Genomic DNA, 22,979 nt, shown 5'->3' with positions numbered 1-22,979 from the left:
CATTGCGTCCGGCCGCTGCCGCTCAGAAGGTCACCTTTTCCAGCGGCGCGCGTCTCGCCTCGAATTCCTTCAGCCTGGCTTCGTTCTCGGCGATGTAATTGCGATTGTCGGGAACGGCGAACTGGTTCTTGGCGATCTGGATCTGCAGGATGAAGAGCTCATCCCAGCGGAAGCCCATTTCCGAGCCGGCGAGATAAAACTCCCACATGCGGAAGAACTGCTCGTCGTAGAGCGCCACCGCTTCGGCCTTGCGCGCCACGAAACGCTCGCGCCAATGGCGCAGCGTATAGGCATAATGCATGGGCAGGATTTCGATATCCTTGACCAACAGCCCGGCCTTTTCGAGCGGCGGCACGACTTCGCCGACCGACGGGATATAACCGCCAGGGAAAATATACTTCTCGATGAAGGCATTGGTGCCGAAGCTCGGCTTCGGACGGCCGATCGAATGCAGCACCATGACGCCATTGTAATCGAGGAGATCAGAGACCTTGCGGAAGAAATTGGCGTAATTGCCGATGCCGACATGTTCGAACATGCCGACGGAGACGATGCGGTCGAACTTTTGGCCGGTCATGCTGCGATAGTCCTGCAGCTCGAAACGCACGCGGTCGGCAAGGCCGCGTTTTTCGGCGCGGGCGCGGGAGACCTTCAGCTGTTCTTCGCTGAGCGTAATGCCGGTGAACTCGGCGCCCTCCGTCGCCTCCGTCAGATACATGCCCATGCCGCCCCAGCCGGAGCCGATCTCCAGGATACGCTGGTTGGGCTTGAGCAGGAGCTTGGCGGCGATATGGCGTTTCTTGGCGAGCTGCGCCTCGTCGAGACCGATGCCGGCCGGTTCGAAATAGCCGCAGGAATATTGCCAGTCCTCGTCGAGGAACAGATCGAAGAGCTTGGCCGACAGATCGTAGTGATGGGCGACATTGTGCTTGTTGCGATTGACCGGCAGGCGGCTCTTCAACTGCTGCCAGGCAATGCGGCCGACGAGCAGTGCTGCCATCTTGAAATCGAAGATCTCGTTGGTGGTATTCTGTTTCACCAGCGACAGGAAATCATAGATGTTGCCTTGTTCGAGAATGAACCGGCCCTGCATGTACATTTCGCCGAGCTTCATCGTCGGGTCGCGCCGGATGGCGTCCTCGGCCTCCTGATCGGCAAGCCGGGCGACGACCATGTCTCCGGTGCCGTCGCCGATCATATGGGTGTCGCCATTGGCAAGGGTAAGTTTCAACGAACCCTTGCGGATGATTTGCTGGACGATCGATAAGAAAGCCGACGCCATGGACGCCTCGCAAATGTGACAGGATGGTCACATCAACTTAATAACTCTCTTCCGCCTTACAAGCGCCTGATTTAGCACTCCTGCAATAACGCTGCCAAACTGTGGCATTTTTGCCGAAATGGTGGCTAAGCCCTTATTTTCGCTTCATCGCTTCGGCGAGTGCGGCGCCGAATGCGCCCTGGCTTTCCTGTTTTGGCGCCGCAGGCCGCCTCTCATTCTGCGGCCGGCCTCCCTGATTTCCGCGAGAATCACCGCGCGGCTGAGATGGCTGAGAACCGTCGTCACGGCGCATCGAGAGGCCGATGCGCTTGCGCTTGGCGTCGACCTCGACCACCCGAACCTTGACGACATCGCCCGCCTTGACCACCTCGTGGGGATCCTTGACGAAACGGTCGGCAAGCTGGGACACGTGCACCAGGCCGTCCTGGTGCACGCCGATATCGACGAAAGCGCCGAAGGCGGCGACATTGGTCACCGTTCCCTCCAGCACCATGCCGGGCTTCAGGTCGGAAATTTCGTTGACGCCCTCGGCGAAGGTCGCGGTCTTGAAGCTCGGGCGCGGGTCGCGGCCGGGCTTCTCCAGCTCGGCGATGATGTCGCGCACCGTCGGCAAGCCGAATTTCTCGTCGATGAACTGGCGCGGATCGACCGCTTTCAAGACGGCGCTGTCGCCCATTAGCGCCCTGAGATCACGGCCGCAGGCGGCAACGATTTTCTTGGCCACACCATAGGCCTCCGGATGGACGGAGGAGGCGTCGAGCGGTTCCTTGCCGTTGGGGATGCGCAGGAAGCCGGCGCATTGCTCGAAGGTGCGGCCGCCGAGCCGGGCGACCTTCAACAGATCGCGGCGCGTCTCGAAACGGCCCTCGCTGTCGCGGTGGCGGACGATGGCGTCGGCGATCGAGGGCCCGAGGCCGGAGACGCGGGACAACAGCGGTGCCGAGGCTGTGTTGAGATCGACGCCGACGGCATTCACCGCGTCTTCGACCACGGCATCGAGCGAACGCGACAGCTTCTGCTGGTCGACATCGTGCTGATACTGGCCGACGCCGATCGACTTCGGCTCGATCTTGACGAGTTCGGCGAGCGGATCCTGCAGGCGCCGCGCGATGGAGACGGCGCCGCGCAGCGACACGTCGAGATCGGGGAATTCGGCCGCTGCGGTTGCCGAGGCGGAATAGACCGAGGCGCCGGCTTCCGAGACGATGACCTTGGTCGGCTTCGGCGCCGGCAGTTCGGCCAGCATGTCGGCCACCAGCTTTTCCGTCTCGCGGCTGCCGGTGCCGTTGCCGATCGAGATCAGCTCGACATTGTGCTTGCGGATCAGCGAGGCGAGCTCGATCTGGGCGCCGCGCACGTCGTTCCGCGGCTGGAAGGGATAGACGGTCGAAGTCGCCACCACCTTGCCGGTGCCATCGACGACGGCGACCTTGACGCCGGTGCGGATGCCCGGATCGAGACCCATCGTCGCGCGCGAGCCGGCGGGGGCGGCGAGCAGCAGATCCTTGAGATTGCGGGCGAAGACATGGATCGCCTCCTCCTCGGCCCTTTCGCGCAGTTCGCGCATCAGGTCGAGCGACAGCGACATGGAAAGCTTGACGCGCCAGGTCCAGCTCGCGACCTCCATCAGCCAGCGGTCGCCGGGGCGGCTCGTCCCGATCTCATAGGCTGAAGCAATCATGCGTTCGACCGGCTTGTTCGGCGAGGCGGTCTCGGCGTCGGCCTCGATCGTCAGCGTCAGCACTTCCTCGTTCCAGCCGCGCAGCATGGCGAGCGCCCGGTGACCGGGGGCGGTCGCCCAGCGTTCGGAATGCTCGAAATAGTCGGAAAACTTCTCGCCCGTCGCCTGCTTGCCGTCGACGACCTTGGCCTTCAGCAGCGATGCCTGGCGCATATGGGCGCGCAGTCTGCCGAGCAGATCGGCGTTTTCGGCAATGCCTTCGGCGATGATGTCGCGCGCGCCTTCGAGCGCCGTCTTCACATCGGGCACGTCAGCGGTGACGAAGGCTTCGGCGAGCACCGCCGGTTCCCGGCCGCGGTCGGCAAGGATCGTCTCGGCCAACGGGCCGAGGCCGCGTTCGCGGGCGATTTCGGCGCGGGTGCGGCGCTTCGGCTTATAGGGCAGATAGAGATCCTCGAGCTCGGCCTTGGTTTCGGCGCCGGCCACTTTCCCCATCAGCTCGTCGGTCATCTTGCCCTGACCGGTGATCGATTCGACGATCGCAGCGCGCCGGGCTTCGAGTTCGCGCAGATAGACCAGCCGCTCGGCGAGATTACGCAGCTGCGTGTCATCGAGCCCGCCCGTAACTTCCTTGCGGTAGCGGGCGATGAAGGGCACGGTGGCGCCCTCGTCGAGCAGCTCGATGGCGGCCTTGGCCTGATCCGGCCGGGCGTTGATTTCGGCCGCGATGCGGGCTGCGAGAAAGCGGAGGTCAGCGGCCATGGGATTTCCTGTGTCGACGAAAGTTGCGGGACCATAGCGGCGAAAAGCGGCAAGGCAATGCCCGACTGTGGTTTCCACAGCGGAAGTTGATGGATGGGGGATCATCGGCGTTGTGCCGTGGGCCCCCTCATCCGACCCTTTGGGCCACCTTCTCCCCGCTGGGGAGAAGAGGGAGAGTGGCGCTTCGCCATCGATCCCATTGGATGAAGTGCCTATTAGCAGGCGGATTCGTTTGCCAGTGTCGGAGCGACTTGCTCCCTCTTCTCCCCAGCGGGGAGAAGGTGGCCCGAAGTGTCGGATGAGGGGGCCACACGGCACAGCGCCTCCAACCATCCACCCCATCGCCCTCTTCCGTTTTTGCGGTTGTGCAGATGCGGCATTCTTTGATAGCAGAAGCAACGTTTTGGATCGCCCTGCCCGCGGGCGCAAGGAAAAGTGTGACATGCCAAACCTTCTTCTCGAACTCCGCTCCGAAGAGATTCCGGCCCGCATGCAGCGCAAGGCTGCCGGCGACCTGAAGAAGCTCGTCACCGATGCGCTCGTCGAAGCGGGTCTGTCCTATGAGGGGGCGCGCGAATATTGGACGCCGCGGCGGCTGGCGCTCGACATTCACGGCCTGACGGCGCGCTCGGCCGATGTGCGCGAAGAGCGCAAGGGGCCGCGCACCGACGCCAATGAGAAGGCGATCGAAGGTTTCCTGCGCGGCGCCGGCCTTTCGTCGGTCTCCGAGGCGCAGGTGGTCAGCGATCCGAAGAAGGGCGATTTCTACGTCGCGGTCATCTCCAAGCCCGGCCGCGCAGCGGAAGAGATCGTCGCCGAGGTGATGCCCGCCATCATCCGCGATTTCCCCTGGCCGAAGTCGATGCGCTGGGGCAAGGCCTCCTCCAAGTCCGGCGCGCTGCGCTGGGTGCGGCCGCTGCAGTCGATCGTCTGCACCTTCGGCCCCGAGCATGAGGAGACAGTCGTCATCCCCTTCGAGATCGACGGCATCACCGCCTCCAACATCACCTACGGCCATCGTTTCCATGCGCCCGAGGCGATCACCGTTCGGCGCTTCGACGATTATGCAGCGAGCCTGGAAAGGGCGAAGGTCATCCTCGATGCCGAGCGGCGCAAGGACATCATCCTGCACGACGCGCGCGACATCGCCTTCGCCAACGGGCTCGAACTGGTGGAAGACGAAGGCTTGCTGGAGGAAGTCTCCGGCCTCGTCGAATGGCCGCAGGTGCTGATGGGTTCCTTCGAAGAGGATTACCTCTCCATCCCCTCGGAAATCATCCGGCTGACGATCAAAACCAACCAGAAGTGCTTCGTCACCCGCAAGCAGGGCGAGGAGACGCTGTCGAACCGGTTCATCCTCGTCTCCAACATCCAGGCGCATGACGGCGGCAAGGAAATCGTCCACGGCAACGGCAAGGTGGTGCGGGCCCGGCTTTCGGACGCGCTGCATTTCTGGAAGCGCGACCAGGGCAATTTGCCGGATCTCGAGACGCTTGCAGCTTCGGCGGCAAAGTTCGGCCTCGACCTGAAGAAGCCGCTCGATCAGCGCATGGCCAAGCTCGACGCGCTCGACGTGACGTTCCATGCCAAGCTCGGCACGCAGGGCGCCCGTGTCGCCCGCGTCCGGGCGCTGGCGAAGGAGCTGGCTGCCGTCACCGGCGCCGATACGGCGCTCACCGATCGCGCCGCCGTGCTCGCCAAGGCCGATCTGCGCACCGAAGCCGTTGGCGAATTTCCGGAACTGCAGGGCCTGATGGGCCGCAAATATGCGGTGCTGCAGGGCGAAAACGCCTCTGTCGCCGCGGCCGTCGAGGATCACTACAAGCCGCAAGGCCCGTCCGACCGGGTGCCGGAAGACAAGGTGGCGATCACGCTGGCGCTTGCCGACAAGCTCGACACGCTGACCGGCTTCTGGGCGATCGACGAAAAGCCGACGGGATCGAAGGATCCCTTTGCGCTGCGGCGGGCAGCCCTCGGTGTCGTCAGGATCCTGCTGGAGCGAAGGGTCCGCCTGCCGCTGCTGGCGACAACAAGGGATGGCGATCTGCTCTCCTTCTTCCACGACCGGCTGAAGGTCTATCTGCGCGATCAGGGCGCCCGCCACGATCTCATCGACGCCGTGCTGACGCCCGATGCCGACGACTTGCTGATGGTGGCGCGCCGCGTCGAAGCGCTGACGGCCTTCATCACCTCGGAAGACGGCAAGAACCTGCTTGCCGGCACCAAGCGCGCGACGCAGCTGCTCGCCGCCGAGGAAAAGAAGGGCACCGTCATTGCCGACGGCGTATCCCCGGCACTCCTGAAACTCGACGCCGAGAAGGAGCTGTTTGCCGCCATATCAGCTGCCTCGAAGGATGCGGCGGATGCCGTGGCCGGGGAAGATTTCCGTTCGGCGATGGAAGCTCTCTCCAAGCTGCGCGGCCCGGTCGACCGCTTCTTCGAAGAGGTGCTGGTCAACGACGAGGACGCCGCCATCCGCGCCAACCGCCTCGCCCTCTTGCGGCTGATCCGCGAAGCGACGGGAACGGTTGCGGATTTCTCGAAGATTTCGGGCTGAAAGCCGGGTTTCGGCTGGGCGTTTTAACTTAAACGCAATACATGCGGCCATGGGTCCTCGGGTCAAGCCCGAGGACGACGGAGGAGAGGTGTGCCGTCCTATCGTAAGTGCCAATCGAGGCGCAGGATCTTCGAGCCACCGCCGAGGAATGATCACGCAATACGAGGTCATCCAACACTGGCATTGTCGCCGCCGTGGCGCTATCAAACAGGCATGCAAGACAAGATTCTCGTCAGCGCCTGTCTTATGGGCTACGCCGTCCGCTATGACGGGCGGGCGAAGCCGTTGGTGCATCCGGCGATAGAGCGCTGGCGCGCCGAGGGGCGGCTGGTGACGATCTGTCCGGAAATGTCGGCGGGCATGCCGGTGCCGCGGCCGCCGGCGGAGATCGCCGGCGCGGCAACGGGCGAAGAGGTGCTGGGCGGCACGGCGCGGGTTGTCGAGATCACCGGTGGCGATGTGACGGAAGACTTCCTGCAGGCGGCGGAGAACGCCGTGGCGCTCGCAAGGCAGGCCGACTGCCGCTATGCGCTGCTCATCGACGGCAGCCCGTCCTGCGGCTCGGCTTTCATCTATGATGGCAGCTTTTCCGGCCGCAGGCAGGCCGGCAACGGCGTGACGGCGGCGGCGCTGAAAGCGGCCGGTATCGAAGTGTTTTCCGATCGCGAGATCGAGCGGCTGATCGAACGCGTGGCGCACGCGACGTGAAAGCGGCGTATCTGCCGGCGCTGTCTCTAGGTCAAAACAGAATGCACCCCCGCTTCTCTTCGAGGGTGCATCCGGTCCACCTGACGTGGAACCCCAACGATCGAAACCTTGATCGGGCAGGGGCAGGGAACTTTTTCTTCACGCAAATCAGGACGGAAGAAGCTGGAAAGTTTTTAGAACCGCAGCTTGAATTCGGACACGTTCAGCGGCGCCGGCTGTTCGGCCATGCCGGCGGCAACCGGCCGGGCATCGCTGCCGATGACGGCGGCGGTGGTGGCGTTCATATCGATGCCATCTGCGGCCGGGGCTGAAGGCGCGGCGGCAATCATCGCTTCCGGGGTCGCTTTGCTGACGAAGACCACGGGCGAACCGCCCATCCAGGCTTCGGTGCGATAGATCTTCTTTTCGCCGCCGACATCACGGACCTCGGTCGCCTGCACGGCGCCGGGCTTCAGTTCCGGCACCGTATAATCCTTCTTGGTGATCTCGGCCTGCAGCGGCGGGCAATCGGCGCAGCTTTCGGTGACGATGCTGCCCTCGGCAGCGCGCGGCGCGGCCTTGCCGATCACCTCGATCGAGGAGGCCATTGCCGAACCCGCCATCAGCAGGATTGCCGCACCGAGGAAAATCTGACGCATGAAGCCGCTCCGTCTCACTATGAGAGTGTTTTAACGCAGCTTTGTTTCCATCCCGTCAGGGGAAAGGGTAAAAATTTAACGAAGGCGCCGGTTTACACCTGATATCAGGCTTTTTCGCGCTCGATCGCCCGCCAGCCGATGTCGCGGCGGCAGAAGCCGTTATCCCAGCGGACCTTGTCGAGCAGGGCGTAGGCGCGGTCGCTCGCCTCGGCGACCGTGCCGCCGGTCGCGGTGACGTTCAGCACGCGGCCGCCGGTCGCAACCAGCGCGCCGTCCTTCAGACCCGTGCCGGCATGAAACACTTTCTCGCCGTCGCCCACCTCCGGCAGGGAGAGGATCGGCGTGTTCTTTTCATAGGCGCCGGGATAGCCCTTCGAGGCCATGACGACAGTCAGTGCCGGATCGTCGCTCCAGTCGGCGCTCACCTGATCGAGCGTGCCGTTGGCGGTAGCCAAAAGCAGCGGCAGCAGATCGCTCTTCAGCCGCATCAGCAGCACCTGGCATTCGGGATCGCCGAAGCGGACATTGTATTCGATGAGTTCCGGACCCTTCTCGGTGATCATCAATCCGGCAAAAAATACGCCGGAGAAGGGATGGCCGCTTTCGGCCATGCCGCGGATCGTCGGCTCGATGATCTCCTTCATGGTGCGCTCGACCATTTCGGCGGTCATCACGGGCGCCGGCGAATAGGCGCCCATGCCGCCGGTATTGACGCCGGTATCGCCCTCGCCCACCCGCTTGTGGTCTTGGGCGGTTGCCAGCGGCAGCGCATGTCTGCCATCGCAGAGGCAGAAGAAGCTCGCCTCCTCGCCATCGAGATAGGCTTCGACGACGACTTCGGCGCCGGCCGCGCCAAAGGCGCCCTCGAAGCAGTCGTCGACGGCGGCCAAGGCTTCATCCAGCGTCATCGCCACCGTCACGCCCTTGCCGGCGGCCAGGCCGTCGGCCTTGACGACGATCGGCGCGCCCTGAGCGCGAATATAGGCCTTGGCCTTCGGCGCGTTGTTGAAGCGCTGATAGGCGCCTGTGGGAATGCCGTAGCGGGCGCAGATATCCTTGGTGAAACCCTTGGAGCCCTCGAGCTGGGCGGCAGCGGCGGAGGGACCGAAGACGGCCAGGCCATCGGCGCGCAAGCGGTCGGCAAGGCCGGCAACGAGCGGCGCTTCCGGGCCGACGACGACGAAATCGATCGCCTTCTCCCGGCAGAAAGCGGCGACCGCTTCATGATCGTCGATATTCACGGGTATGAGGATGGCGTGTTCGGCAATGCCGGGATTGCCGGGTGCGGCATAGAATTCGCTCAGCAACGGCGATTGCGCCAGCTTCCAGGCGAGTGCGTGCTCGCGTCCGCCCGATCCGATCAACAGAACCTTCATGCGCCACCCTTTCCTTTTGTCCCTGGCGGTTAAGGGCCAAGCGCCGAAAGGTCAAGCGGGAAAGCTTACCAGCCCCCGCCTCCGCCACCGCCGCCGCCCCCACCGGAGGAGCCGCCGCCGGAAAAGCCGGATGACGAGCTCGACGGCGGTGGCGAAGGGATCGTCGAGGCGATGGTTGAGGCCATCGACGAGGAGAACCCGCCGACGCGGTCGGAAAAGCGGCCGCTGTCGAAATCGCCGGAATACCAGGAGGGGTCGTAGGCCACGGCCGTGCCGGCGGCGGCAGCCGCAAACCAGGTCTCGAAGGTGCGCGACCAGGGTTTTTCGACACCGAGCGCCACCGCATAAGGCAGCAGCGTCTCGAAATGCTGCGGCGACATTTCGGGCGCGCCGGCCATGTTCATGCGGTCCTTCTCGGCCAGCGTCAGATATTGCCGCAGGCCATCAACGCCGTCCATCATCCTGGCACCGAGCGGGGTCGGCGCGCCCATGATGAAGAAATAGAGGATGTTGAGCAGCACGATGCCGCCGATCGCAAAGAGCATCGGCGTCTCGTGCAGTTCCACGAGCGAAGAGGCGAAGGCCAGAACGCTGAGCAGAAGGATGCTCACCCCGACGAAAACAACGATTGATGTGACCACGAGTGCGATGATCTTGCCGAACAGCGATCTGCCGCGATAAAGCGGCCGGGTGAACCTGGCGACCAAGACGGCAATGAAGACCGAGATGGCGATCGGCATCAGCATCAGCACGACCGTATCGGGCTCGAGCGACCCGACAACGAACGGCGCCGCCAGGAAGACGGCACTGAGCGCGACGCCGCCTATGGTATAGCCGATATTGGAATTGTAATATTTGCCGCGGTGCTCCTTCTCGATCGCCGAGCGGAAGGCTTGACCCACCGATTTCACATGCTCGCCATTGGCTTTGTCGATCGTCAGCGTCCTGCCGGCGCCGCCGGCGGCTTTCAGGAGCTCGGTCTCGCCGGCCTGCAGTTTTTGCCTGTCGAGCGGCCTGCCGGTGCCGCGTATGGTGATCGAATTCTTGAGATCTTCGAGCTTGACGTAACCGCGGACGGCCAGATCGAGGGCGGTTGCGGCAAGCGCGGTCCAGCCACCGCCGGAGAAGCCCTTATTGTCGATATAGTTGACCAAAGCCGGCGAGATGCCCTCCGGCGCATCCCAGCGCGGCACGACGACACCGCGGGCGGGATCGCGGCCGACCTTCCACCAAGATCTCCCATAATAGGCGAACACCAGGATCAGGCCGCCGAAGCCGATGAAATAATCGCGGTTATCCTTCAGCCACCATGTGCTCTCCATATCCTTGCTCGGCGGGTCGATCGACCCTTTCGGCATGCGGATCGCGAAGGTCAGCCCATCCATGGGATTGAGCGGCGCGGTGGTGGAAAAGACGAGGCCGGCTGCGGTTTGGCTGACGCGGGCATTCTTCTCCGTCGCGCCCTTCGGGCCGGTGAAAAAGGTCGTCCCCGTGGCAGCGACACCGGGCGGCAGCTGCACCGTCGCGGTGGCCGAGCGGATCGGGAAGAGCCAGCCATTGCCGGTGGCGTTCCAGTAGAGTTCGTCATGATCGTCGAAATAGCGGATCTGGCGGTTGGTCCTGTAGGTGAAGACGTAGCGGTGACGGCCCGGCGCCACGGTCAGCTCGGCCAATCCCGTATAGATGCGGATGCCGCCTGATATCTGTTCCGTGTGCCAGGGCTCATCCTCGCCATCGCGCTTCACCGAGACGATGTCGAAGTCGACGCTGCGGCGACGGCCGCCGGCATCGGTGAAATAGAGCGGGAAGTCCCGGAAGATGCCGTGCTTGATCCGATCGCGCTCGGCATTGACGGTGACGGTTTCCGTCACCGTCATCGCACCGCTCTTTTCGAGCGCAATGTCGGAGACGAAACTGTCGATCAGCTCCGTGGCAAAGGCCGCCGGGGCGACCACCAACAAGATGAGCGCCAAGCAAAAACCGAAAAACCGACGCCCCATCCCTGTCTCCCCGCCGGCAGCCTCGACTGCGCTTTCCGTCAATCCTTGTCCCGATATGTCACGCCGAGTGCGGCGAGCGTGCGCCAGTAAGCCGGGAAGGTCTTGCCGACGCAATCGGGATCGAGAATGGTGATGCCGTCGATCTTCAGTCCGGCGAGCGCAAAGCTCATGGCGATACGGTGATCGGCGAAGGTGTCGATCGCGGCCGGCAGCGTCTGACCGGCGAGAGCAGGATCGGAATGGACGATCAGATCGTCACCCTCCTCGACGGCCAGGCCTTGGCGGATATTGTTGAGCCCGGTGGACAGGGCGCGGATACGGTCGCATTCCTTGACGCGCAGGTTGGCGATGCCGACGAAGCGGACCGGCGTCTCGTTGAAGGCGGCAAGCACGGCGATCGTCGGAACGGCATCCTGCATCTGCGAGCCATCGATTTCGGCCGGCAGATGCGGGAACTTGGCGATTATCTCGTAGGCCTTGGCATCCGGCTGGGTGAAGGCATCGTTCGGCACGCCGAGATCGATCTTGCCGTCGCTCAGCACCTCGGCCGCCCAGAGATAGGTGGCGGCGGACGCATCCGGCTCGATGACGAAATCGGCGGCGCGGTAGCCGGTCGGCTCGACGCGCCAGGTGACGGGGCTGGTCTTTTCGACCTTGGCGCCGAAGGCCTTCATCGCCGCCGTGGTGAGATCGATATAGCCGAGCGCGCCGATATCCTCGCCGACGAGTTCGATGTCAACAGGACGGTCGCCGCCGGCCGCCATCATCAGCAGCGCCGAGACATATTGGCTGGACAACCCGCCATCGATCAGGATCCGGTCGGCCTCGAAGCGGCCGGTACCCCTGACGGTGACCGGCGGGCAGCCGGTCTCGGCGCTCACGTCGATGCCGAGCGTGCGCATCGCCTCGACCAGCGGGCCGATCGGGCGCTTGCGCATGTGCTCGTCGCCGTCGACGATGACGGTGCCGTCGACGAGCGCGGCCGCCGCCGTCAGGAAGCGTGTGGCCGTACCGGCATTGCCGAGGAAGAGCGGCGCCTTCGGCGGCAGGAGCCGGCCGCTGCCTGTTACAACGAAGGTGGTCTCGTCGGGCTCGTCGATCGCAACGCCCATGGCGCGCAGCGCATCGGCCATATAACGCGTATCGTCGCTCTTCAGCGCGCCGGTCAGCCGGCTCGTGCCCTTGGCAAGGCCGGCGAGCAGCAGTGCCCGATTGGTGATCGACTTCGAACCCGGCGGCATGGCGCGGCCCGAAAGCGGCCCGGCAGGCGGGATGATCGTGAGTTTGGCTGTGCGTGTCATGTTGTTTCTTCCATGGAGCGACCATTGCCGGCCGCAATCTGCCCTTGCTCTTAATCGCTTTCTGGCAAAGGCAAAATGCCGGACCATCAGAATTTCACGCTGGGGACGGCACGATCGGCCTCATTGGTGATTTCGAAATATTCCCGCTTGGCAAAACCGAACTGGCCGGCGACGAGATTGGAGGGGAAGCTTTCGACCTTGACGTTGAGATCGCGGGCCGCACCATTGTAATAACGCCGCGACATCTGCAGCTCGCCCTCCATGGTTTCCAGCGAATCCTGCAGCTCGGCAAAATTCTGGTTGGCCTTGAGATCCGGATAGGCCTCGGCGAGCGCGATGACCCGCCCGAGCGCCTGGCCGAGCAGCCCTTCCACCTGCGCCCTGCCGGCGACATCGCCTGATGGCACGGCCTGCGCCTTGTTCCGGAGCGCAACCACCTCCTCGAGCGTCGACTTCTCATGGGCGGCATAACCCTTGACGGTCTCGATCAGGTTCGGGATCAGATCGGCGCGGCGCTTCAGCTGCACATCGATGCCCGACCAGGCCTCTTGCGCCATCTGCCGGGAGCGAACAAGGCCGTTATAGATGAAGACGATGTAAAGCGCGATGACAGCGACAATAGCGAGTATGACAAACATGCAGATGGGCTCCCCGATTCGATGATCGCACGTTAGTGATTCGGCCATGGAAAGTCATCGTGGCGAAACAATTCTTCAGCCGGTTTCGATGAGACTTTGATGGATACTCTGCTGACTAAGAGGTTATCAGCCAATCCGGAGCATAGGCATCCATCTTCTGGCTCTCTCGCCACAGATTGAAGCGTTCGGTCCAGCGCTGCTCGACGTTGAGCGCGACTGCGAATGGCAGATTGTGCTCGTAGCATTCGACCGACATTGTCGGGCCGTTTATCTCGCCGCTGATATAACGATTCAAATTGAGGATATTATTGCGGATCTGCCGCTGCTTCGGCGTTGGCATGCGCAGCATCGCGAAAACCGCGATAATGCCGGCGATGTGCAGCAAGATCGCCGTCAGATATGGCCACTGTTCGCTGATCACCTTGGTCGTGCCGATATAGGAAAGCGCAGCAATCACAATCGCCGGAAGCCCCACAAACAAAAAAGTCGCCTGTGCGAACTGCTCGGAGGTGCCGGTGGCCACGGGAAACCGCTCCGGATGGCGAAACATCGTTGCAACGATCAAAAGAACCAACAATATCCCGCAGATGGCCGCGGAAAAAATCAAAAGGCCCGAGAATGAGGCGACGACAATGCCAAGAACCAGAACGGTCGCAGCAGTCGCCAAGCTCCATCGATCTGTGCCTCTGATCTTCTGATATTCCTCGGTGACTGTTCTGTGCAATTCATCCCTCACATCAGGCCGGGCATTTTTAACTCTGCGCCGATCGCCGGCAGGCCGCTCTCCTTCAATTTGGCCGAATACCAAGCGCGTCGCAGCCGGAAGAGCATACCACCTGGAACGACCCGGTTTGCCCTTCTTGCGCTCTTGCTTTGTGATTAAGTTCGAAGCCTCCGCATCCTCATCCAGGCTGGAAATGCGAAGCATTCGCTTTACTGCGAGTTGGCAGACGGACGCCAGGAAGGCCGCTTTTGCCGCATCTGCCTTCCAATTCCGGAACAGATAGGCCGCAAGAGCGGGGGATATGTTTTGCGTTATTTTGGTGTCGACAGTTATCAATGGTGCAGGCACAAGCCAGGACGGTCGAAATTTGAGGATAGCGACCAGAGCGACGATCAGCGGCCCTAAAATGCTTATGAAGGGGAGAAAGTGATCGGAAAGCCACCACTGTATCCGCTTCCCGCTTGTTACAATCACAAAGGTCCCTGCGGGATATTCGATCTCGATATCAGGCAGGACTCTATCCCCCTTGCCTGCTGGAATCGACACCAAGAGCTCATTCGGCGCGCTGCGCGTGACGTCATAGGCCGCCGCCCGATCCTGTTGCGAAGGGCGTAACGTTCCGCCCGGCGGCAGCTTCAGGGTCAGCGTTTTTTTCGCTCCCTGGCCGTGCACGCGACCCATATAGGCTGGCAGGAAGAGAACCTCGCGGTTGCCTTCCTGACGAACCAGGCGTCCGAGCCAGTAAGCGATCTGGATCTTTGTAGGAACCTTGGGCAGATCTGCGGAGCAACTTTTGCAGTGCTCCATTCCTATATAAATCGAATAGCCCGGCACATTGTTTTCTATGGAAAAATATTCATCGAGTCCGCCGCGCCGAGCTGCGGCCAGTTGGAAATCGCGCCAGTGAACACCACCTGACGCATCCGTGAAACGTTGAGGGATATCAACGTAAACGCCGCCGTAATTTTCCGCCATTTTGACCTCGAGGTCGAAGAACTCCGACACAAAGGCAGTGCCGTCGGTGTAGACCTCAACCGTACTGTTTGCCGATTGGACGGTGAAATCTCGGTCGAAATTGCTGCACGAGGTCAGCGCGAGCAGCATGGCGCATAAGATCGGCCATGATAAAAGGCGCAACATACTGACGACGGAATTTTCATATGAAATTTTAAAGTAAAAAATATCGCTCTTCAAAAGAGATACCGAAGCTTACGTTGTCGCAACACCAGATGATAACGTAGCGATGGTTTGCGCAATACAAAAGAAGCCTGTCCCTGGAGCGCAGGACTTTTTTTGGATGTGCCTCGTCAGATTGACGCCGACGGCATCACGAAGACAATATGGAGTGCAGGATTCCCGGCTGTCGTCAAACACCGATATGCGCGAGAATCCGGCCCGCCGTCCCTTCCGGTGAAAGCTCCGTCGTATCAATTTCGACTGTGTGTTCAGCCAGCCCGCGCAACAGTTTATAGTTTGCCCGGAGCCGTTGCAGCTTCGCCGTATCCGTCAGCTTGAGCGCCTCGGACCGGCCCGGCGAGATGAGGCGCCTGGCATTCTCCTCCGGCGCGCAGTCGAGGAGAACCGCGACCAGATCCGCGCCTCTGGCGGCAGCCAGATCGAGATACCAGGAGAACATCGCACTATCATCCGCGTCGTCCGAAAGGGCATCGGTAAAGACGAAGCTTTCAGCCGGATCGGCGCGCGCAGCGTGGTCGAAAACCGCTCGGCGAATCTGCTCGCGCAGCGATGCATGCAGAGGGTTTCCGCGAGCGAAAAGAGCCTCTGCTGGATTGAGCAGCATGTGATTGTCGATGAGCCGCGCGCCAAGCCTTTTCGCCAGCAAGCGACCGACCGTCAGCTTGCCGGTGCCTGGCCAGCCGTTGATATGGACGATGCGGCTGGCAGGCTTTTGCGTCACGCCGCCTCTTTGCCCAGGTTGACGCCGCCGGCGTCGGTCAGCAGGAAGGCTTCGCCGCAAGCCTTGGCGAGCGTGCGCACCCGCAGGATATAGCTCTGGCGCTCGGTGACCGAGATGACGCCGCGAGCATCGAGCAGGTTGAAGACGTGGCTGGCCTTGATGCACTGGTCATAGGCCGGGAAGACGCATTTGTGCAGGCGCTGGTTGGCGTTGTCGCCGGGAGCGCCGGCATCGAGGAGGGCCCGGCATTCCTTCTCGGCATCGACGAAGTGACGATGCAGCATCTCGGTATTGGCGAATTCGAAATTGTGACGCGAATATTCCTGCTCGGCCTGCAGGAAGACGTCGCCATAGCTGATCTTCTCGTCGCCCTCGCGGCCGTTGAAGTTCAGGTCGTAGACATTGTCGACGCCCTGGACATACATGGCGAGTCGCTCGAGACCGTAGGTCAGTTCACCGGCGACGGGCGCGCATTCGATGCCGCAGACCTGCTGGAAATAGGTGAACTGCGAGACCTCCATGCCGTCGCACCAGCACTCCCAGCCGAGGCCCCAGGCGCCGAGCGTCGGGCTTTCCCAATCGTCCTCGACGAAGCGGATGTCGTGCAGCAGCGGATCGAGGCCGATCGCCGCCAGCGAGCCGAGGTAGAGTTCCTGCAGGTTCGGCGGGTTCGGCTTCAGGATGACCTGGTACTGGTAATAATGCTGCAGGCGGTTCGGGTTTTCGCCATAGCGGCCGTCCGACGGGCGGCGGGAGGGCTGGACGTAAGCCGCCTTCCAAGGTTTCGGCCCGAGGGCGCGCAGCGTGGTGGCCGGGTGGAAGGTGCCGGCGCCGACCTCCATGTCGTAAGGCTGCAGCACCGCGCAACCCTTGTCCGCCCAGTAGCTATGCAGGGTCAGGATCAGCGCCTGGAAGGAGCGCTTCGGGTTCATGTGGTCTGGGATAGCTGACATGGGATGGCACCGCTGGCTTGATAGATCGGCGCGACAGGTGCCATGGAGGGCGGCAGGGGTCAAGGGTTTTGCGGCATCGGATTGAACGACCGGGTTGATGGTCGACACTTTGGACCGGGATGATACCTGACAGTTTTCATTCTGTCGTGTGTGCTGCTTGGTGCCTCATCGGCCTGGGCGGGCGCGGCGGAGCGAAGCGACGGAAGCGGCCGTCCGGGCCGATGAGGCCGATGTCGCGGTTGCAGAAGCGCACGACGTGATCGCCGTTTTCCAGCTCGCTCAGTCCGACGAGTTCGCCGGCAAGGGCTTCGCTGACGAACAGCCGGCTTCCCTTCCATTTGATCTCGCCGTTGTCACGTACACGGCGCACCTGGTGGTCGGCATCATACCAGGGATCGTCGAGACGCTCAGGCATCGCACGCGGCTGGCAGGGCCGATAGAGGTCGGCGGGCGGGCGTTGGCCCAGCGCTTCATGCGGGCGCTCCTCGTTGTAGTGCTGGCGGAAGGCATCGAAACGGACCTGCTGCTGGCCGGCATTGTCGGCCGGCGGTTTGGATGTCTGGGCCTTCAGAGTGCGATGCATGCGTTCGTGCCTGCCGTTCTCCTGGGGCGATGCCGGCGCGATGAAGTGCGCCTCGATGCCGAGCTTGATCCACCAGGTCGACAATCGGGTCAGGCCGCCGGCTCCATGGCTGCCGAAGGGCGAACCATTGTCACAGCGGATCGCAACCGGCAGGCCATGGGTGCGGAAGGCCTCTTCGAACACCGGCCGCACGCCCTCGATGGTCTGCGGAGCAATGCGCACATCGATCAGAAACCGGCTGTAGCTGTCGCTGATCGTCAGCGGATCGATGCGCTGCTGGTCGCGGGTGCGGAACCAGCCCTTGAAGTCCACGCTCCATTCATCATTGGCTTGCCTTGCCTCGCTGAACGGGCGACCCTGATCCAGGGCCCTGCGCCGCCGCCTGGAAGCCTCCACAAGACCTGCTCGTTTGAGGATGTCGCCGATCGTCGAGGCTGCCGGCCAAGATGTCTGCGCCGATTGGCGCTGCAACAAAGCCAAAAGCTTGCGCGGCCCCATATGTGGAAACCGCTGACGCAGCGCAATCACCTGATCGACAAGGGCTGCCGGCGTGCGATGCGGGCACGAAACCGTACCGTGCGAGCGGTCGACAAACCAGTCTTCCGCACCGCTCATCTGCCGCTTGCGCCAGGCGTAAAATGTCTCCCGGCTCACACCGTAACGACGGCAAAGATCACTCACACTCCAATGCCCCGAAACATAGTCCGACAGCATCCGAACACGTTCTTCCATGCGACAAGTCTCCACAAATGGCATCGGAAGCCCTCCCTCCGACGCACTATGACTTGTCAACCATCAACCCGGTTCATTCTGTCAGGGGTCTGCCCGGGCTGTACCGATCCAAGACCCCTCCCCAACCCCTCCCCACATAGCGGGAGGGGCTAACGTGTCGCACCGCTTCACGTAGCCCTCTATGGTACCAATCCGCCAAACGTTAACAGCCAGCAAGACCTCTGCTTTTGGTCACCGCCATAGACCGGGCGTTAGTCCCTCCCCCTTGTGGGGAGGGGTTTTAGATGCTTGATGGGGAAGAGTGCCGACGCACCTTGAATTCCCGCTCTTAATTTTACTCTTCATCCCGCTTCAGCCGGTATTCCCCGGTCACGGGATCCTTGACCAGCGTGCCGATCGCGCCGGTCTGGCGCTCCTTCTCGGCGCGGCGTGACTTTTCAGTGAGCTTGCGGGCATCGGAGACGAAGCGGCGGTAGAGCCACCAGGCCGAAAAGACCAGGACCAGGATGGTGATAAGCTGTGCCATGCCCCTCTCTTGCTCCTCTCAAAGCCCGAAGCGGCTCCACAATGCTCTCTCTTCCGCGGCTTCGACAAGCCCCGTCGCGAGTCCCGATGCGGCGCCCTCGAGCGAGACCGGCGACACGCCGGGGATGCGGCGGCCGAACAGGCCGCGACCGGCGGTGACGAGCTCAAGCTTCGTCTTCTGGCCGTAGCGCCGCTTCAGCTCCTGGCGCATGTCGCCGAGGCCGTCGACGAGGCCGAGTTCGAGGCCGCGGGTGCCGCTCCAGAACAGGCCCGAGAAGACCGTTGTGTCGTCCTTCAGCTTGCCGGCGCGGCGCTCGCGCACCATCGATATGAAGACCTGGTGGATCTCGAGCTGCAGGCTCTTCAGATATTCGATGTCCTTTTCCTTTTCCGGCTGGAACGGATCGAGGATCACCTTGTTTTCGCCCGCCGTATAGACACGCCGCTCGACGCCGATCTTCTTCAGGAGTTCGGGAAAGCCGAAACCGCCGGAGACGACGCCGATCGAGCCGACGATCGAAGTGGCGTCGGCGATGATCTCATCACCGGCAAGCGCGATCATATAGCCGCCGGAGGCGGCGACGTCCTCGACGAAGACCAGAACCTTCTTCTGCTTCTCGCGGGCAAGCTCGCGGATGCGGGTGAAGATCAGCCGGGACTGGACGGGCGAGCCGCCCGGCGAGTTGATGGCGATCGCAACCGCCGGCGAGCCCTTCATGGCGAAGGCCTTTTCCAGGACCGGCGCGACATTGGCGAGATTGAGCGTCGGCCGGAATTGGCCGCCGCCGCTGATGATCGCGCCCTGCAATCTGACGACCGGGATGGTGACGCCCTCCTTGCGGAACCGTTTCGGCAGCAATTTTTTCCAGAATCCGGCCATTTCCCATCCTTCGCTTCGGGTCGCCCGATCGTCAATCTGCGATCGGCATCCATGTATGCGCTGGAACGACAAACGCAATGGCCGCGTTTGCAAAACATCGAGAATGGTCTTTCTTGTTGCGAATGACTTGCATTATCATTCTAACTCGTCATAGTGCGCTCACGATAAACAGGTGGAAATGGCATGGACGCCCTCAACCCCAAGGTAACAAGCGGCTGGCGGCACGAACGCGGCGAGGCGTCGCTGTCGGATGTCTACCGCACCGTCGGAACCGGGCGTCACAGCTCGCGGTGGCGCAGGGCGGCGGCCTTTGCCGGGCCGGGCTATATGGTCGCCGTCGGCTATATGGACCCCGGCAATTGGGCGACCTCGCTCGCCGGCGGCTCGAAATTCGGCTATGCGCTGCTCACCGTCGCACTGCTTTCCAACCTGATGGCGATCGTCCTGCAATCGCTCTGCGCCCGCTTGGCGATCGCCTCGGGTCGCGACCTTGCGCAGGCCTGCCGCGACGCCTATCCGAAATGGGTTTCGGTGCCGCTTTGGGCCTTTGCCGAAATTGCCATCATCGCCACCGACATCGCCGAGGTGATCGGCACGGCGATCGGCCTCAACCTGTTGATGGGCATTCCGCTCGAACTCGGCGTGCTGATCACCGCGCTCGACGTCTTCGTGATCCTCTTCCTGCAGAAACTCGGCTTCCGCTGGGTGGAAGCCTTCATCATCGCGCTGCTCGGCGTCATCGCGCTCTGCTTCGGCGTGCAGATCCTGCTTGCCGACCCGCAATGGGGCTCGGTCATCACCGGCTTCTTCCCGACCACCGAGATCGTCACCAATCCGGAGATGCTTTATCTCGCGCTCGGCATTCTCGGCGCGACCGTCATGCCGCACAATCTCTACCTCCACTCCGGCATCGTGCAGACGCGGGCGTACGGCCATACGGTTCCCGAAAAGAAGGAGGCGCTGACCTATGCGACGATCGACTCGACGGTCGCGCTCTGTTTCGCGCTGCTGATCAACGCCTCGATCCTGATCCTGGCCGCTGCCGCCTTCAATGCGCATGGCAGGACCGACATCGTCGAGCTCGGCGAGGCGCATTCGCTGCTGTCGCCGCTGCTCGGTCTCGCCATCGCGCCGACGCTGTTCGGCATCGCGCTGCTCTGCTGCGGCCTCAACTCGACGGTGACGGCGACGCTTGCCGGCCAGATTGTCATGGAAGGCTTCCTGAAGATCCGGCTGCAGCCGTGGATGCGCCGGCTGATCACCCGCGCCATCGCCATCGTGCCGGCGGCGATCGTCACCATCTGGTATGGCGACCAGGGCACGGCGGAGCTTTTGATCCTGACACAGGTGGTGCTCAGCCTGCAGCTTTCCTTCGCCGTCTTCCCGCTCGTGATGTTCACCGCCAGCAAGGCCAAGATGGGCGAACTTGTGGCGCCCCGCTGGCTGAGCGGCATCGCCTATGTGATCGCCGTCGTCATCGCCGGGCTGAACGTCAAGCTGCTCATTGACTTCGTCACCGGCTAGAACAGGATGTCGTCCGAAAACCGCTCACACTTTTCGGCATCATGCTCTGGCCGCTGAGGATCGAAGCCGGGCATAGGCCGCCCGGCCATTGTTGAAATCGTCGACGAGAGGGGAGAACTTGTGGCTCCCCTCTTCGTGCATGAAGAGCGGCGCGCGCAGCGACAGCCGCGCCCGCGATCCCTTGATCGCAGTCACCAGAATGCGCACGGCGTTTTCACGCTCGCGCGGATGGATGGCTGTCATTTCGATGCCGCCGAAGCGCCGGCCGCAGGCATCGATGATCTCGGCGATCGACTGGGGCCTGGCGATCAGCGACAATTGTCCGCCCGGGATCATGATGGCGCCGGCCGTGCGGATCCAGCTTTCGAACAGGCCGTCGGTCATCGCATGGGCTTCGGCCTTCAGCGCATCGGGCGTGCGCCGGTCGCCGGCATCGTTGAAGGGCGGGTTCATGATGACGTGGTGGAAGCTCTCATCGATGAGGCCGGCATCGTTGCGCGCCTTGGCGGTCAGCGCCACATCCGCCTCGACGACGCTGACGCGGCCGGCGAGATGGGCATTTTCGGGCAGGAGGATGCTGCGACGGGCATAATCGGCCATCTCGGCCGACCGCTCGAACAGCACCACGTGCGCATTGGTGAGGCGCGAGGCAACGGCAAGCCCGGCCGCACCGGCGCCGGCGCCGAGATCGGCCACCCTGACCGGGCGGTCGTCGGCAACGAGGGCGGCAAGCAGCATCGCATCCATGCCGGCGCGATGGCCCCTGCCCTTCGGCTGCACCAGATGAAAGGCGCCGCGATGGAAGGCATCGATGGTTTGGGCAGGCTCCCCGGTCATCCCACCCTCACCTCCTGTCGCGCAATTCGCCGCCGAGACCGGCGTCGATGAGGATGCGGCGGGCCTGGTCGGCCATCTCCTCGTCCACCAGCAGCCGGCGCGGCAGCATGCCGAGCGAGCCTTCCAGCACGCTCATGCCCTGATCGGCGATGAAGCAATGAATGCCCGCATCCTTCATCAGGCTCTCGGCATAGGAGAGCAGAACGGGGTCGTTGGCGCGGATAAGTTCATGCATTTGCCGTCATTTTCCTTCCAATTTCGCCGTGCGCGACAATTCACCTCTTGCCGCGTCCATCGCCCCTTTCTATTGTCAGCTGCAATGAATGAACAGGAGTCCGGGTCGTTGGGCGTGGTCATACCGCTTGAAGAAAGCAAAAACAAACTGGCATCCATAAAGCCGTTGGTCGATCTCACCAGGGCGGATATGGAGCGGGTGAACCAGCTCATTCTGTCCAAGGCCGGCTCCGACGTGCAGATGATCCCCGAAGTGGCGAACCATCTGATCTCGTCCGGCGGCAAGCGGCTGCGGCCGATGCTGACGCTGGCGGCCGCTTCGCTGTTCGATTACAGGGGCGAAAATCACGTCAAGCTCGCCACATCGGTCGAATTCATGCACACGGCGACGCTGCTGCATGACGACGTCGTCGACGAAAGCGACCTGCGCCGCGGCAAATCGACGGCGCGGATGATCTGGGGCAACCAGGCCAGCGTGCTGGTCGGCGACTTTCTGCTCGGCCAGGCCTTCCGCATGATGGTCGATGTCGGCTCGCTCGATGCGCTCGACGTTCTGTCTTCCGCCGCCTGCATCATCGCCGAAGGCGAGGTGCTGCAGCTTTCCGTCGCCAAGAACATGGAGACGACCGAGGATGATTACCTCGCCGTTATCCGCGCCAAGACGGCCGCTCTCTTTGCCGCCGCCGCCGAAGTCGGGCCGATCGTCGCCGAGGCCGGCCGGTCCGGCCGCAACGCGCTGAAATCCTACGGCATGAATCTGGGGCTCGCCTTCCAGCTCGTCGACGACGCGCTGGATTACGGCGGCAAGGCCGCCGATCTCGGCAAGAATGTCGGTGACGATTTCCGCGAAGGCAAGATCACGCTTCCCGTCATCCTCGCCTATCGCCGCGGCACGCAGGACGAACGCGCCTTCTGGCGCGATGCGATCGAGGCCGGCAACAGCAGCGACGCCAATCTGGAAAAGGCCCTCGGGCTGATCACCAAATACGGCACGCTCAGCGACACGATCGGCCGGGCGGTCCATTATGGCACGATCGCCCGCGACGCTCTGGCGCCGCTTCCCGATACGGTATGGAAATCCGCCCTGATGGAAGTGATCGATTTCTGCATCGAGCGCGTCAACTGA

The 22,979-nt window shown here is 62.7% G+C and carries 19 protein-coding genes; 4 read left to right on the top strand and 15 right to left on the bottom strand.

The features are described 5' to 3' along the window. Positions 1-22: 22 nt before the first annotated feature. Together CO655_RS02710 and CO655_RS02705 are read right to left on the bottom strand one after the other, a co-directional pair. Positions 23-1,282 carry a cyclopropane-fatty-acyl-phospholipid synthase family protein gene (locus CO655_RS02710; protein ID WP_097663703.1) on the bottom strand — a complete coding sequence of 420 codons (1,260 nt, stop codon included), beginning with the start codon at positions 1,280-1,282 and terminating at the stop codon, positions 23-25. Between the two features lie 133 nt (positions 1,283-1,415). Further along, entirely contained in the window at positions 1,416-3,725 is a 2,310-nt protein-coding gene (locus CO655_RS02705) for a Tex family protein (RefSeq protein ID WP_097663702.1), read from the bottom strand. Positions 3,726-4,167: 442 nt separating this feature from the next. On the opposite strand from CO655_RS02705, the gene glyS reads away from it, so the two are divergent. Further along, complete coding sequence (gene glyS, locus CO655_RS02700; protein ID WP_097663701.1) at positions 4,168-6,282, top strand: glycine--tRNA ligase subunit beta; 2,115 nt, start codon at positions 4,168-4,170, stop codon at positions 6,280-6,282. A gap of 213 nt (positions 6,283-6,495) precedes the next feature. Next, a complete protein-coding gene (locus CO655_RS02695) occupies positions 6,496-6,990 on the top strand; it encodes a DUF523 domain-containing protein (protein WP_097605488.1) in 495 nt (164 codons plus the stop codon). Positions 6,991-7,163: 173 nt separating this feature from the next. Here the strand turns inward: CO655_RS02695 and CO655_RS02690 are convergent, their stop codons facing one another. The 11 genes from CO655_RS02690 to CO655_RS02640 all read right to left on the bottom strand — a co-directional run bounded on the left by CO655_RS02690 (position 7,164) and on the right by CO655_RS02640 (position 19,258). Continuing rightward, positions 7,164-7,628 (bottom strand): plant virulence effector HPE1-like domain-containing protein, encoded by a 465-nt coding sequence (locus CO655_RS02690; protein ID WP_097605489.1) that lies wholly within the window; start codon positions 7,626-7,628, stop codon positions 7,164-7,166. Between the two features lie 104 nt (positions 7,629-7,732). Next, a complete protein-coding gene (gene purD, locus CO655_RS02685; RefSeq protein WP_010028680.1) occupies positions 7,733-9,004 on the bottom strand; it encodes a phosphoribosylamine--glycine ligase in 1,272 nt (423 codons plus the stop codon). A gap of 65 nt (positions 9,005-9,069) precedes the next feature. After that, positions 9,070-11,004: a DUF2207 domain-containing protein gene (locus tag CO655_RS02680; protein ID WP_097663700.1), complete on the bottom strand. Its 1,935-nt coding sequence runs from the start codon at positions 11,002-11,004 to the stop codon at positions 9,070-9,072. 38 nt (positions 11,005-11,042) lie between these two features. Beyond that, positions 11,043-12,305: a 3-phosphoshikimate 1-carboxyvinyltransferase gene (locus tag CO655_RS02675; protein ID WP_010032415.1), complete on the bottom strand. Its 1,263-nt coding sequence runs from the start codon at positions 12,303-12,305 to the stop codon at positions 11,043-11,045. Positions 12,306-12,391: 86 nt separating this feature from the next. Further along, entirely contained in the window at positions 12,392-12,943 is a 552-nt protein-coding gene (locus CO655_RS02670; RefSeq protein ID WP_097605493.1) for a LemA family protein, read from the bottom strand. A 115-nt stretch (positions 12,944-13,058) separates the two neighbouring features. Then, on the bottom strand, positions 13,059-14,807 hold the full coding sequence (locus CO655_RS02665; protein WP_097663699.1) for a DUF2207 domain-containing protein: 1,749 nt from the start codon (positions 14,805-14,807) through the stop codon (positions 13,059-13,061). A 226-nt stretch (positions 14,808-15,033) separates the two neighbouring features. After that, positions 15,034-15,585, bottom strand: a complete 552-nt coding sequence (locus CO655_RS02660; protein WP_010031208.1) for an AAA family ATPase — start codon at positions 15,583-15,585, stop codon at positions 15,034-15,036. Further along, positions 15,582-16,538: a glycine--tRNA ligase subunit alpha gene (locus CO655_RS02655; RefSeq protein WP_010069596.1), complete on the bottom strand. Its 957-nt coding sequence runs from the start codon at positions 16,536-16,538 to the stop codon at positions 15,582-15,584. The genes CO655_RS02660 and CO655_RS02655 overlap by 4 nt, the downstream gene beginning before the upstream one ends. A gap of 136 nt (positions 16,539-16,674) precedes the next feature. Further along, entirely contained in the window at positions 16,675-17,853 is a 1,179-nt protein-coding gene (locus CO655_RS02650; RefSeq protein ID WP_245423745.1) for an integrase core domain-containing protein, read from the bottom strand. Between the two features lie 334 nt (positions 17,854-18,187). Beyond that, entirely contained in the window at positions 18,188-18,379 is a 192-nt protein-coding gene (locus tag CO655_RS02645) for a hypothetical protein (protein WP_097663697.1), read from the bottom strand. 18 nt (positions 18,380-18,397) lie between these two features. Further along, positions 18,398-19,258, bottom strand: coding sequence for a S49 family peptidase (locus tag CO655_RS02640; protein ID WP_097663696.1), 861 nt, complete (start codon positions 19,256-19,258; stop codon positions 18,398-18,400). Positions 19,259-19,441: 183 nt separating this feature from the next. Between CO655_RS02640 and CO655_RS02635 the strand changes: the two genes are divergently transcribed. Then, entirely contained in the window at positions 19,442-20,782 is a 1,341-nt protein-coding gene (locus CO655_RS02635; RefSeq protein WP_097663695.1) for an Nramp family divalent metal transporter, read from the top strand. Between the two features lie 39 nt (positions 20,783-20,821). On the opposite strand, the gene CO655_RS02630 is transcribed toward CO655_RS02635, so the two are convergent. Together CO655_RS02630 and CO655_RS02625 are read right to left on the bottom strand one after the other, a co-directional pair. Further along, the gene (locus CO655_RS02630) at positions 20,822-21,619 is read right to left on the bottom strand and encodes a methyltransferase (protein ID WP_097663694.1); all 798 of its coding nucleotides are present in this window, start codon (positions 21,617-21,619) and stop codon (positions 20,822-20,824) included. Between the two features lie 7 nt (positions 21,620-21,626). Then, complete coding sequence (locus CO655_RS02625; RefSeq protein ID WP_097663693.1) at positions 21,627-21,854, bottom strand: DUF2007 domain-containing protein; 228 nt, start codon at positions 21,852-21,854, stop codon at positions 21,627-21,629. A 108-nt stretch (positions 21,855-21,962) separates the two neighbouring features. Between CO655_RS02625 and CO655_RS02620 the strand changes: the two genes are divergently transcribed. Further along, a complete protein-coding gene (locus tag CO655_RS02620) occupies positions 21,963-22,979 on the top strand; it encodes a polyprenyl synthetase family protein (RefSeq protein ID WP_097605500.1) in 1,017 nt (338 codons plus the stop codon).

The organism is Rhizobium sp. M1 (assembly GCF_002531805.1).
GTDB classification, from domain to species: domain Bacteria; phylum Pseudomonadota; class Alphaproteobacteria; order Rhizobiales; family Rhizobiaceae; genus Rhizobium; species Rhizobium etli_C.
The sequence above is the reverse complement of the archived record's forward strand: the minus strand, read 5'-3'. Positions and strand labels throughout refer to the sequence as shown.